The organism is Streptomyces sp. AM6-12 (assembly GCF_044327085.1).
GTDB lineage: Bacteria > Actinomycetota > Actinomycetes > Streptomycetales > Streptomycetaceae > Streptomyces.
This window is the reverse complement of sequence record NZ_JBIQWN010000001.1, coordinates 3,841,751-3,854,435: the sequence shown is the minus strand read 5'-3', so window position 1 is coordinate 3,854,435 and position 12,685 is coordinate 3,841,751. Positions and strand designations below refer to the sequence as shown.

Sequence of the window (12,685 nt, the reverse complement as noted above, 5' to 3'; positions counted from 1 at the left end):
CTTGGTTTTTCCTGAGAAACACACAGCCACCACTCAGGCAACGCCTGGGTGGTCCCTCAGAACAGCCCGTCCTGCGGGCGCGGGAACTCGCGTACGGGCAGGGTGAGTTCATCGCCGACCCGCGGTGAGGGCACGAGCCCCCAGCCCCGCATCAGCCGGGTGTCGAGCACGACGACCCCCCGGCCGTGCACCGCCAGATGAAGATCGGGCCCGGCGGCGGCGACCAGTTCCCCGCCGATGGCGCCACCGGGGACCAGCTCGGTGACCTCGCCGAAGGCGGCGGGTACACCGTCGATCCCGAAGGCCCGCACCTGGTCGACCACTTCGCAGGGCTCGGCCCGCAGGGACTCCGGCCACTGGGCGAGCGCGACGGCCCGCCGGTGCAGCGCGCGCACCTCGGCCGCCCGCTCCGGCGCCGTCCCCGGCAGCCGCGCCCGCACCGCCCGCTTCTCGGCGTACGCGATCCGGTCCGGCACGCCCAGCGCGGCGCGCAGCATCTCCTCGGTACGCCGGGCGGCCATCAGGGGCCCGGTTCCGAGCCAGCTGAAACAGACCGCGCCCTGCTCCAGCAGCCGCGCCGGCCCCCGCTCGACGGCCGTGATACCGACCTTGAGCAGGCCGGGGCCGAACCAGGCGAGATACACCCGGTACGGCCGGGGGTCGTCGGCGATCGCGTCGGCGGCCACGGAGTGCGCCCGGTCGAGCCGCGCGCACTGCTCGCACCGGGCGCCGGTGCCGCGTCCCGGCACGGCCGCCCGCACCGGGCACGCGTGCCCCCGCGCCCCCACGCAGACGCGCCCGCTCCCGTCCGGCACGGCGAACTCGATTCGCTTCCCCCACCCCAGCGCGCTGTCCCGGCCGCCCTCCCAGGCGAGCACGAGCCCGTCGCCGGTCCAGCGAAGCCCGGAGCATCTCCACATCTGTGCCATCACTCGTGAGGGTAGGGGGTGGGTGTGACAGGGGCTGTACGGGGGAAAAGAAGGGCCCCGCAGCGCGCCTAGTAATCGTTCGGCGCCTTCCGTTGGCCATCCTTGCCGGCAAAGCACGGGATTCGGCTCCAGAGACGACGGAAGGTCGGTCGATTGAAGCTCGCCAAGCGATTTGCCGCGGTCAGCGTCGCCGCCACGGCGGCAATTATCTTCAGCGCCGGTGGCGCCCAGGCTCAGAGCGGCGGGGGCCTGCTGTCCCTTCTGGGCGACATTCCGCTGCTGCGGATGCCCTTCTCTATGGGGACCGCGGGACTGGGTGGCAGCACCACCGGGACGCAGACCACCAATAACAACAACAATAACAACACGGGTGGCCCGAACAACAACAACAATAACAACGGAGGCGGCACGAATAACAACAACAATAACAACAACGGCGACAGCCAGGCTCAGGCCAGCGACACGGGAATCCTCTCACTGCTGGGCAAGTCACTCATCAACTTCCAGGTGTGTTACCCGAAGGGGCAGGAAGGATCGGGCAACACGTTCACCGGGAACCAGAACATCAACTGCCACCAGAACTGAGGCAGCGCCTCCAGCAGAAAACGAGAGAGCCCTCGCCGTCGAGGGCGGCACAGAACAACCCGGCGACCGGGTGAGACTTCACCGGTCGCCGGGCTGTGAAGTTCAGCCGTTGTTGTTGTTATTGTTGTTGTTCGCGCCCCCGCCGTTGTTGTTGTTATTGTTGTTGTTGTTGTTCGCACCCCCGCCGTTGTTGTTGTTATTGTTGTTGTTGTTCGCACCCCCGCCGTTGTTGTTGTTATTGTTGTTGTTGTTCGCACCCCCGCCGTTGTTGTTGTTATTGTTGTTGTTGTTCGCGCCCCCGCCGTTGTTGTTGTTATTGTTGTTGTTGTTCGCGCCCCTGCCGTTGTTGTTGTTATTGTTGTTGTTGTTCGCGCCCCTGCCGTTGTTGTTGTTATTGTTGTTGTTGTTGTGACGCCCACCTCGGCCGTTGTTGTTGTTATTGTTGTTGTTGTGACGCCCGCCTCGTCCGTTGTTGTTGTTATTGTTGTTGTTGTTCCCGCCTCCGTTGTCGTTCGGCGTCGTCACGTGAGCGACTGTCGGCGTCGGAGCCGCGAAGGCAGAGGAGGGGACCAGAGCACCCCCTGCGGCCAGGGCCGCCGAAGCGGTCAGCACTGCCGTACGCTTTGCGATCTTCTTGAGCATGGTGATCCCTTTTCGTTGAGACGGATCAGGCGGGTCGAAGCCCGATTCGATCCGAGGGGACGGTCCGTTCGACTTCGGCGAATCGATCGCGTCGCGGCGATTCGCCCTGGGCCGGCTCCGCTATCCGGTGAGCGGCACAGACCGGGAAACCGGGAACCCAGGCGCGCAGCGCTCTCGCCAGCATGACTCCGCCGCGGTCGGACGCACATCGGGTGGGCACCCCAAGTTCCACCTCGGCGCACCCCATGTCCCAGTCCTCACTCCCCGCGCCTGCCCACCTTCCGCGCTGGCCTTGATCGGTCTGGATCTTTTGCACGGCTCCGACGGCAGAGGGAAACTGGCTGGTGATGGACCTGCTGGAGCGAGAGGCCGTGATCCAGGACCTCACCGGTCACCTGCGGGAGACTGTGGTCGGTCCTGGCCGACTGGCCCTGGTGCGCGGCGAGGCGGGAATCGGCAAGACCAGTGTCGTCAACCGCCTCGCCCAACTCGCCGAACCCGGAATCCGGATACTGGCCGGAGCCTGTGATCCATTGGCCGCGCCCCGATCTCTGGGTCCTCTGCTGGATCTCGCCCCGCGGCTGGGACATGCGGTGCGCGCGGCCCTGACCGGCGTGCTGGCCGGTACCTGCCGTCCCGACGAGCTGTTCGACTGCTTGCTCGCCGAACTGAGCTGCTACCCCAGTCTGCTGGTCGTGGAGGACGTCCACTGGGCCGACGAGGCCACGATGGACCTGCTGCGATACCTGGCCAGGCGGCTGCCGGGCCTTCCGACGCTGGTGGTGACCACCTACCGCGACGACGAGGTCGGCCGCACCCACAAGGTGACCTCTCTCCTGGGGACCCTGGCCGGCTACCCGTGGGTGTACCGCCATGACCTGACCCCGCTGAGCCGCCGGGCCGTGGCCCGGCTGGCCCGTGGACACACCGTCGACGCCGACGAGCTGTACCAGGTCTCCGCAGGCAATCCGTTCATCGTCACCGAGGTCCTGGCCGCCCCCACGGAGTCCGTCCCCGCCACCGTGCGCGAGGCGGTCGCCGGCCGCCTCGCCGGCCTGTCGACCACCGCACGAAGGGTCGTCGACACACTGGCCGTCCTGGGACGCCGCGTCCCGCTGCCCCTCCTGGCCGATCTGCTGCCCGCCTCGGAGGAGGCCCTCGACGAGGCCGTGGCCAGCGGAATCGTGCGGACCGACGGACAGCTGGCCGAGTTCCGCCATGAGTTGACCCGGCTGGCGGTGCTGGATTGCGTCCCCGCCGCCCACCGTCTGCGGATACACCGGCAAGCGCTGACGGCGGGGCGGTCGCGCCCGCTCACCGCGGACGATCTGACGCTGCTGGCCGAGCACGCCGACGGCGCCGGCGACGCGGCCGCCGTACTGGAGTACGCACCCGCCGCGGCCGACCACGCGCTCGCGTCGGGCGCGCACCGGGAGGCAGCCGTTCAGTACGCCCGCGCCCTGCGGTACGCCGGCCTTCTGCCGATCGGTCGAAGGGCCGCCCTGCTGGAAGGCCATTCGCTGGCATGTCTCGCGTCCAGTCGGCTGGACGAAGGGATCGCCTCCCGCCGTACGGCGGTGGAGCTGCGCCGCGCTCTGGGCGACCGGCTGCGCGAGGGCGACGACCTGCGCCGGCTGTCGTACTGGCTGTGGCCGTTCGGGCGGACCGTCGAGGCCGGGCGGACCGGCCTGGAGGCGGTACGGGTCCTCGAAGGGCTGGGGCCGAGCCGGGAACTGGCCTGGGCGTACCTGAACCTCTGTCAGCTGTCCTGCCACAGGCATGAAGGACCCGGGGTGACCGCCGCCCGTGCGGAGAAGGCGATCGCTCTGGGCGAGCGCTTCGGCGACGCGGGGGTCGTCGTCCAGGCCCGCTTCCACGCGGCGGCCGCGGACATGCTGGGCGGAGAGTCCGGCTGGGAGGATTGCGAACAGGCGGTGTCCAGCGCGATGGCGCAGGTTCCTCCGGAGGACGCCGGCTTCCTGGCGTCCGTCATGTGCTGGTTCACCGCACTCCGGCGCGACACCAGCCGGACGACCGCGGCCGTGGACCGGGCGGAGGCCCACTGCCTCGATCACGATCTGCTGCCCCAGCTGCTGTGCACGAGGGCCTGGGGCAGCTGGGGGCTGCTGAACCGGGGCTTGTGGGCCCAGGCCGCCGACGCCGCGCAGGGGGTCCTCTCCCACACCGGTTCACCACCCGCCGTCCGGGCGATGGCCTTGACCGTGCTGGGCCTGGTGCGGGCCCGCCAGGACAGCGGCCCCGCATGGCCACTGCTGGAGCAGGCGGCGGGACTGGTCGACTCGGGCTGCCTGCTGGACACGGGCCTCGGGTGGGAGGCCCGAGTCGAGGCGGCCTGGCTCGGCGGCGATCCCGAACGGGTACGGGCGGAGGCCCGGCGCGGGCTGGACGCCTCGGCGGATCGAAGCCATCCCTGGCTGTCCGGGCCGCTGGCCTGCTGGATCCGCCGCGCCGGAGGAACACCCCCGCGGGTGCCCGCGGCAGGGCCCTACGCAATGGAACTGGCCGGTGACTGGGACGGCGCGGCCGCTCAGTGGGACAGCCTCGGCTGCCCGTACGAGGCCGCGCTGGTCCGTCTGTCCGGCGACGCGCCGGCGCTGCACCAGGCACTGGCCGCCTTCGAGGCGCTCGGCGCCCGGCCGGCCGTGGCGCGCACCCGCGCCGTGATGCGTGACCGGGGTGTCCGCCCTGTCAGGCGCGGCCCCCGGAGGGCCACCCTGGCCAATCCGTACGGGCTGACCACCCGCGAGATGGACGTGCTCAAGCTGCTGGACGAGAGTCTCACGGACGCCGAGATCGCCGCCCGCCTCTACATCACGCCCAAGACCGCCGGGCACCACGTGGGCGCGGTGCTGGCCAAGCTCGGCGTCCATTCCCGGCAGGAGGCCGCGCGCAAACTCCACGACCCGAAACGCTGACGAGTGTCTCCGCGACCCGGAAGGGGTTGATGACGATGCGGAAAGCAACCTCGCTGGGCATCAGTCTCCTGGTCGCCGCCTCCTGTTGTACGGCGTTCTCCCCGGCACGGGGTTCGCAGGCCGAATCCACCGGGACGGCCCTTCGGTGCTACGCGACACACCGCAGCCCGAACGCCACCACCTGTTACCGGAGTTCGTGGAAGGCCGAGTACCGGCACGGCGACATGGTCTACGTGCCCATCCTCATCCAGGTACCCGTGCCCCCGCATCCACCCCCGGTGACGCTCGTCGACAGCCTGGACGACGTCCACCCCTCCGGACCCTGACACCGGGCCGTCCCGCCCCGCCGAATCTCTCCGGTGCCTCTGCTTCAGGGGCTCGACCGGTGCTCTTGCGGCCGTCTGGTTGTTGCCCTTGCAGCCCGCCACTGACGGCGTGTCATGACATAACCGATCCTGGTGGGACTGCGCCGCGGCCCCACCGACGACGATGACGCAGATCAGAGCGGCCATGACGGCCTGGGTAACGACCGTCACGGCGGCTCCGGCCCGCGCGGCGATCGCGGCCGCCACGACGGCGAGGACTCCGACACCTCCGGCGGCGGCCAGGTAGTTCCACAACGGGTCGGTCGTGACGGTCTTGCCCGGATCGAGGTTGAACCCGGACAGGAACCAGAGACCGAAGATCACCGCCAAGGCGATCAGCTCCAGGAACACCAGCCCGCACCCGGCCCCGATGTCGGCGCCCCGGTCGGCACGGCCACGCCCTCGCGGGCCGGTGGTCGCGTCGAAGGCCGGAGGAGCGATGGGTAAGTCCATACCCGCCACCTTGCTCGCGCGGGCGAGGCGGACGCATGAGTAGGAGTACTCAGCTCCGCCCGGTCGATTCCCATGGTCAAGACAGAAGCCAGAGGCCCTGTGGATCACTCCACAGGGCCTCTGGTCCGATGTGCACTCGGCAGGATTCGAACCTGCAACCTTCTGATCCGTAGGATCGGGCACCGCACTGTGAAGACTGCCTGCGGCCCCTCGCTCCGTTTGCACAGATTGGCGATCATGTGCGCCCGTGTGCCGTCGTTGCCGTCAATGCTGCCGTCACCTCCGAGCGATGGTGTAACGGCGGTTCGACCTGGCCTCGCGCATCAGGGGCGGACTCGCAGCGACCAGGACGAGCCAGATGCGGACTTCCACCGCATCGGGCCAACCCGCCTGCCCCCTCCGCACCCCCAGGCTGGCAGCACATTAGAACACAGACTCTTGTGACTAGTCAGGCTAAAGCGGTCAAAGTTACTGATATAGAGAAACGGGTTGTCTGTGGCCAGAGACCGGCTCCATGATTAGTTGGCATGAGGATGATCCGAGCGCGGATTGAGAATTTCCGCTGCCTTCAGTTGGCCGAAGTACGGTTTGATGGTGTCACTTCCATCATCGGCCCCAACGGAGTTGGCAAATCAACTATCTTGCGCGCGCTCGATTGGTTCTTCAACGGAGAAAAGGGAACGTCCCTAGATCTCGACGATCTGTGCGTTGAGGCAGGTAGCAGTCGCATCCTTGTAGAAGTTGAGTTTGACTCACTCACCACGCAAGATCGGGAAGAGCTAGGCCACTACGCCCCCGACGGGGTGGACAGTCTCGTAATTTGGCGCACATGGGATAACGGCGAAGACAAGATCACCGGAAAAGGGATGACCTTCCCGCCATTCGAAGCGGTCCGCAGTCAGCCAAACGCTACCGCCAAGCGGAAAGCTTACAATTCGCTACGCGAGGAACGGCCCGATCTTGAACTTCCATCAGCTGGCAGTGAAGCACTGGTGGAAGAGGCGATGATCGTTTGGGAAAGAAATCACCCCGATAGGCTCGTAGAGTCCGACATCCAGGCAAATAACTTCTTCGGCTTTGCCGGAAAGGGGAAGCTCGCAAGCCTATTCGAATTCATCCTCGTGAGCGCAGACCTGCGAGCGCTTGAGGAGTCGACTGACACCCGATCTGCGATTTTTGGGCGAATCATCGAACGCGCCGTGGACAGAAAGATCGCTGATGCCGAATTGGCGGATCTCGATGCACGATTGAATCTGGAACGGGCGCGCATTTCAACCAAAAACTTTGCCCCACAGTTGGATCTAATCTCCAAAGAACTAACCAAGGCAGTCGAGGTTTTCTCGGCAGGTAGAAACGTGACGGTCTCGCCAGTCGACAACCCTTACAAGCCCGTCCGGGCATCCTTCAAGGTTAGTATTATTGATGGTCCTGTCGAAACAACCGTCGAGCGTCAAGGGCACGGATTCCAGCGTGCCATGATTATTGCCGCACTAAAACTTCTTTCGGATCGTGGTGGCGAGGGATCGCGATCCAAGGCTGTGTGCTTGGCCATCGAGGAACCAGAGCTATACCAGCATCCCGTACAGGCCCGAGCCTTCTCCCAGGTGCTACGTAAGATCGCTGAAGATCCGAACCAAATGGCCCAAGTGGCATACGCCACCCATAATCCGATCTTCGTTGACCCACATCACTTTCACGAAATCCGCAGAATCAGCCGTGTGCGGAACAGTTCCAGCCATAGGGCCATTTCCATTGCCCATGTGCGAGTTGATGACGTGATCGAGAAGTTGTCAGGTTTCGTGCCTGAGGAGCGAGTTCGCAAGCAAATTGGGGCGGCAATTCTAAACAGGCTACCTGAGGCCCTCTTCGCCTCTGCCGTTGTACTAGTAGAGGGGGAAACCGACAAGGCGGTCCTGGAAGGAGCCGCTACACGCGATGGAGCCCCGTTGGCGGTGGAAGGCGTTCATGTTGCCGAGGCCGGCCACAAGACAGCTATCTACCTAAGCCATGCCATCCTTACGCTGCTCGGAATTCCATGTTTCGCAGTATTTGATGCCGATGCCGGGGTTGGCGTCAGAATGGAAAGGAATGGAAGGAAACCGCGAGATATCCGCAACGCAGAACTGAATGAGCGTGCGGAGAATCACCGCCTTCTCATGTATCTCGGACAATCGAGCATACCAGATCTGCCCCCCACTCACGCAGATATTGGCTACGCAGTATTCGCAGACTGCCTGGAGGAAACGCTTAAATCCGATTGGCCCGAGTGGGGAGAGAAGGTCGAGGAACTGATTCAGTCCGACATCGGGTACAGCGAGAAGAACACCTACACCTACGCACGAGCAGCATTCGAGGCAGGTGGAGAGCCGCCGTTCGTCATTAAGCAGATCATCCAGAATGCAAAAGCCATGGCGAGACAGGGGCAGTGATGGAGAGACTTCCAGTTACCTCTTCCAACATCATATCGGTCGGCTACGAACCGGCAGAGATGGTGCTAGAGATCGAATTTCACTCTGGGATCTACAGGTATTTTTCCGTCCCAGAAAGTGTCCATAGTGGCCTGATGTCGGCTTCTAGTCACGGCCGCTACTTCGCTCACACAATCAAGGACCGGTACTCATTCTCGAAGGTTGCCTAATCTGGCGATTAGCGAAACAAAAACAGCAAGAGCCCCGCAGCTTGCGCATGCGGGGCTCTTGTTCGTCAGCTCAGGTAAGGAGTGCGCCGGCAACGCCGTTCGTGGCGATCGCTTCGGCCACTTGCATGCCCGCGATCAATGTCATCCTGATTTGTGTCATGATGCACTCCTTTCGTTCGAAGATGGACTATCGGACTCCGGCTTGTTTCTCTTCAGGAACTGGATTCCGTAATTCAGACCAACTGCGACCAAAACGAGCACCAAGATCAGCGCTACGGGAGTTGAACCCGCCCCACATACCCCTGACCTCAACTGACGACGCCTCAAAGTAGCACGAGTTCCTAAGTTAGACACCTATCAGGGCAGGTTGAGCAGAGTGGCTGTCGGGTTGAACAGCTGTCAATGTGCCCTCCCAACGACTTGGAGGGTGAGTTGTGAGTCGCCTCCACCAGAGTTGCCGTTCACCGCGGTCTACGGGGTCAGCCGAGGTAGGGCCGTTCGCGGTGTTCCAGGAAGTGACGGATCCGGAGCCGCTGCGTGTGGTGCATTGGCAGTTGATCGATCTCCTCCGGCTGGACGAACCGCAGCTCCGTGGACTCGTCCGAGATCGCGAGCCGGCCCCCGACCACGCGGGCGGTGAAGCAGACGTTGAACTGCCTTCGCACCTCACCGTCCGAGTAGGCGATGACGTGGCGAGGGTCGGTGTACGTGCCCACGAGCCCGGTGATCTCTACGTCCAGTCCGGTTTCTTCCTTCACCTCGCGGACGGCCGTTCCTGGGAGTGAGTCGGTCATCTCCATGCCGCCACCTGGCAGCGCCCACAGATCGTTATCCCTGCGGCGCTGAAGGAGTATGCGCCCGTCGCCGTCGGTGACCACGGCGGACGCGGCGACCACCAGGCTGTTCGGCTCTGGTGCCGCTGGGTCTTCGTAGTACTCGGTCCGTGCCATGGTCACCCTTCTCGTACCGGCGTCGCGGTCTCCCACACCGCGTCGAAGCTGCTGGCGTAGGTGTCGAACATGCCGCCCTTCCCGCTGCGTCGGAGATGCCACACGGGAGCGCCGTAGGCGTTCACGCCCCAGACATGAGCATTGACCAGTGCTTGGTCATCCGCACGATAGATCGAGTTGTAGAGCGTGGTGGCATGGGTGCGCACCTCGATGCCAGGTACCCGGGCAAGCGGGCGGTAGTGCATGAGGGCGAGTCGGCAACGGGACTCGATGCCGTGGCCGAACCTCTCCTCTGCGCCGCGCTGTTGGACATTCGTACTGTCCGGGTCGCCGATCGCGATACGGACCGCACACCCGTCGTCCGCTCGCTCTCGCAACAAGTCGTTGAGCCGCGGGTACGCCTCGTGCAGGAATACGGCGGCGTACACCAGCACGTCGATGCGCTCGCGCGCCTGGGTCAGCATGTCCACGAAGGTGGACACAGGGATGTCCGCCCGCTGGCCGTAGAGGGCCACAAGTTCCGGACTGACAGCGCGGGCAGGACGTGCCTGCCGGAGCGCGGGCCATAGAGCGTGCACGTCTTCTCCTAGTGTTTCCGCTGCCAGCATGGCCGTGGCTCGGCGCGGCGTACGCCCCAGGTTGACCCACCTTTCAACGGACTTGGGATCGACTTCGACCCTGTCCGCAAGGGCGGCGTACGTCCATCCGCCGACCGCCATGGCAGCACGTAACCTCTCGTTCGGCATCCCAATCTCTCCTAACAGTCGGGGACGGCACTAGGGACGTTCTACCCGACGCGGGACGTCCCGAAGTGGGGTTTGTCGGAGGTTCCGACGTCCTGATGAGCGGCAGGATGCTCGTCCGCATGGCGAGCAACCAGCAGACCAGACCAGGCATCGGTGAACTGGCGAAGGACACTGCCAGTGGACGTATCGGCGTCGTCATGGGCGAGGTCGGCGCCCGGGTGCAGATAAGGCCCGTCGGCGGCGGCGTCGAGTGGGATGCCCTGCCGGACAACGTGGTGGCCCCGACCACGCGGGAAGAACTGAGCGCCCGCCTGGCCATCAAGAACGGCAACAGCCGGGACGGCCTGTGATGCGCGCCATCGGTCGGTATGCCGGGGCCCTGTTCATCATCATGATCAGCGGATCGTGTGGCCTGGTGATCGGCATGGCCCTCGGCACCAGCCAGTAGACCGGCCGCCCCGAACGGGGTGCCACCTTCCCTGGCTCCCCCTTCCCCGTTCGGGGTCGGCCTTCCATCCCCCGGTCGTCATAGGCCGTGCCTCGGCGACCGATGCGGGCGCAAGTGCCAGAACACAGCGACACTCAAGGAGTATTCGCATGACGGCAACGGCCAACGATCAGAAGACCGGTCGCGCGGTGGCTGGTGAGGAGCTGTTCGACAGCCTCACCCACTTCGTGATCGTCCACGACGGGCAGTCCCGCGAACGGGCCGAGCGGATCGCGGACCAGGCGGTGGCCTTCGTGGTCACCGCCGCGACCGCGACCGTCCCCATGGTCCCGTCCGACGACGTGGACCTCGGTCTGCACGCACTCATCCTGCACACGAAGGAGTACGCCGCGCTCTGCGACCGGTACGCGGGCCGCTTCCTCCACCACAACCCCATGCCGGGCGGAGGGCCCCGTGACCCGAAGAAGGTCGCCGCGTCCGCACACGCGATGAAGGTGGCCGGGTTCATGGTCTTCGACGATCTCTGGACCGTGGACGGCACGAACCTCGCGCAGTGCGACGCGGACTGCGGCCGTCCGTACGGTCAGACGTAGCGACACGACACCAGCGACGCGGCCGGCCTCGATGTCGGGTCGGCCGCGCCGCCCGGAAGGAGAACAGACGTTGTCCGGGACACCCCCTGAATTGCCGATCGTCGTGCTCGACGCACTGATGCCCAGGGCTCAGCGCCTGGTCGTCAATCGTCGGGGCTCGATGGTCTGGGAGGTCGAGAGCCATCGGGGGCAGTACGCCGTGAAGGTCGGTTACCCGATCGAGGCGACGGCCGACTGGCCCGCACAGCCCTGGACGGCACTCGCCCCCGCACGCGAAGGGGCCGTGCTGTACCGACTCGGCCTTGATGACTTCGCGTACGGCGAATGGGAGTTGGGCACCTGGAACTTCCAGCCGTGGCACGAAGGGCTCGACCTGTACGAGTTGTGGAAGCCTTGTCGTGAGCCGGACTCTCGTACGGAACCTCATACCAGCGCGGCCCTCGGCTGCGTAGAGGCGCTGGCCGAGCTACATGGCAAGGGCTGGGCCCACGGCGACGTGCAACCCGCACACTTCATCATCGGCCCGGATCGCACGCACCTCATCGACCTGGCCTTGGCACGCGGCGGGCACGTACCCGAGGGGTACGACTTCCCGTTCCGCGGCTGCCTCGTCCACTACGAGGCGCCGGAGATCGCGCGCAGCGTGCTTGCGATCGGAGAGGCGCAGCCTACGCAGGAAGCGGACATCTATGCGCTCGGCGCGTCCCTGCTTATTTCCGCCACGGGCTGGCGGCCCGTCGAGTACCCGGACGACGCGCCGCGCTCCGAGCAGAGACAAGCCGTCGCGAGTGGCAAGCGCCGGCCTGTGAAGGTGCATGGCGAGCTGGGCGAATTGATCGACGCCATGCTCAGTCCGGCGCCCGAGGACAGGCCCACGATCTACGAGGTTGGTAAGGCCCTGAGCTGAGCCGTAGACCCACAAGCAGAAGACCGGACCACCCCTCCGCCTGGACAGCATTCAGGGTGGCCCGGTCGCGGAATCCCTGGTCAGGACCCCGGTGCCGATGGTACCGGGGCGTTTGGCGTGCTCGTATGCGGGTGCTGCTGGAACCCCGGTTCCTGGTTGTCGAGTTGGAGAGGAGTTCTGACCTGAGCCACCGAAAGTCAGCCACGACGGCGGGTGCGCCGAACGAGCACCCGTCACGTGTGTTTCCAGCAACCACCCGTCGGCCTCGACCACGCTTCTTCAATGCGTCACGGTCCTCGGTCCCATTCCGGCCGGAGCGTTGTCAGCGCTGCATGACGCATGGGCACCGCATGCGGCTCTGCGGCCCATCCGGCTTGGAGCGGTGGCCGGTTGGGCAGGGGGGTCACGCATGGTCGGCGCCGGCCTGGTCCTGGTGCTCGGGGAGGTCGGGTTTCCTCCTGCCCTGGTCGACAGCCTTGGCGGTGCTGCGCGC

11 protein-coding genes and 1 pseudogene are annotated in these 12,685 nt (G+C 65.5%); 7 read left to right on the top strand and 5 right to left on the bottom strand.

Going from position 1 to position 12,685, the window contains the following annotated elements:
- Nucleotides 1–56: 56 nt before the first annotated feature.
- Nucleotides 57–929 (bottom strand): DUF2797 domain-containing protein, encoded by an 873-nt coding sequence (locus ACE4Q9_RS17380; protein WP_397985145.1) that lies wholly within the window; start codon nt 927–929, stop codon nt 57–59.
- 153 nt (nt 930–1,082) lie between these two features.
- Here ACE4Q9_RS17380 and ACE4Q9_RS17375 point away from each other — a divergent pair, with 153 nt between their 5' ends.
- A complete protein-coding gene (locus ACE4Q9_RS17375) occupies nt 1,083–1,514 on the top strand; it encodes a hypothetical protein (protein WP_397985144.1) in 432 nt (143 codons plus the stop codon).
- A 102-nt stretch (nt 1,515–1,616) separates the two neighbouring features.
- Here the strand turns inward: ACE4Q9_RS17375 and ACE4Q9_RS17370 are convergent, their stop codons facing one another.
- A complete protein-coding gene (locus tag ACE4Q9_RS17370; protein ID WP_397985143.1) occupies nt 1,617–2,039 on the bottom strand; it encodes a hypothetical protein in 423 nt (140 codons plus the stop codon).
- Between the two features lie 464 nt (nt 2,040–2,503).
- Here ACE4Q9_RS17370 and ACE4Q9_RS17365 point away from each other — a divergent pair, with 464 nt between their 5' ends.
- A complete protein-coding gene (locus ACE4Q9_RS17365) occupies nt 2,504–5,092 on the top strand; it encodes an ATP-binding protein (RefSeq protein WP_397987247.1) in 2,589 nt (862 codons plus the stop codon).
- A gap of 425 nt (nt 5,093–5,517) precedes the next feature.
- Here ACE4Q9_RS17365 and ACE4Q9_RS17360 read toward each other — a convergent pair.
- A pseudogene (locus ACE4Q9_RS17360) lies at nt 5,518–5,910 on the bottom strand (DUF6234 family protein); the annotation flags it as partial.
- Between the two features lie 527 nt (nt 5,911–6,437).
- Here ACE4Q9_RS17360 and ACE4Q9_RS17355 point away from each other — a divergent pair.
- Both ACE4Q9_RS17355 and ACE4Q9_RS17350 read left to right on the top strand, forming a co-directional pair.
- Nucleotides 6,438–8,339 carry an ATP-dependent nuclease gene (locus ACE4Q9_RS17355; RefSeq protein ID WP_397985142.1) on the top strand — a complete coding sequence of 634 codons (1,902 nt, stop codon included), beginning with the start codon at nt 6,438–6,440 and terminating at the stop codon, nt 8,337–8,339.
- On the top strand, nt 8,339–8,548 hold the full coding sequence (locus ACE4Q9_RS17350; RefSeq protein ID WP_397987246.1) for a KTSC domain-containing protein: 210 nt from the start codon (nt 8,339–8,341) through the stop codon (nt 8,546–8,548). Before ACE4Q9_RS17355 ends, ACE4Q9_RS17350 begins: the two co-directional genes overlap by 1 nt.
- Before the next feature lie 479 nt (nt 8,549–9,027).
- Here ACE4Q9_RS17350 and ACE4Q9_RS17345 read toward each other — a convergent pair whose 3' ends face one another.
- Both ACE4Q9_RS17345 and ACE4Q9_RS17340 read right to left on the bottom strand, forming a co-directional pair.
- A complete protein-coding gene (locus tag ACE4Q9_RS17345; RefSeq protein ID WP_397985141.1) occupies nt 9,028–9,498 on the bottom strand; it encodes an NUDIX domain-containing protein in 471 nt (156 codons plus the stop codon).
- A gap of 2 nt (nt 9,499–9,500) precedes the next feature.
- Nucleotides 9,501–10,244 (bottom strand): XRE family transcriptional regulator, encoded by a 744-nt coding sequence (locus ACE4Q9_RS17340; protein WP_397985140.1) that lies wholly within the window; start codon nt 10,242–10,244, stop codon nt 9,501–9,503.
- A 107-nt stretch (nt 10,245–10,351) separates the two neighbouring features.
- Here ACE4Q9_RS17340 and ACE4Q9_RS17335 point away from each other — a divergent pair, with 107 nt between their 5' ends.
- The 3 genes from ACE4Q9_RS17335 (at nt 10,352) to ACE4Q9_RS17325 (ending at nt 12,192) form a co-directional block, all read left to right on the top strand.
- A complete protein-coding gene (locus tag ACE4Q9_RS17335; RefSeq protein WP_085570348.1) occupies nt 10,352–10,594 on the top strand; it encodes a hypothetical protein in 243 nt (80 codons plus the stop codon).
- Between the two features lie 247 nt (nt 10,595–10,841).
- Complete coding sequence (locus ACE4Q9_RS17330) at nt 10,842–11,285, top strand: glycine-rich domain-containing protein (protein WP_397985139.1); 444 nt, start codon at nt 10,842–10,844, stop codon at nt 11,283–11,285.
- Nucleotides 11,286–11,355: 70 nt separating this feature from the next.
- Nucleotides 11,356–12,192, top strand: a complete 837-nt coding sequence (locus ACE4Q9_RS17325) for a protein kinase (protein ID WP_397985138.1) — start codon at nt 11,356–11,358, stop codon at nt 12,190–12,192.
- Nucleotides 12,193–12,685: the final 493 nt, after the last annotated feature.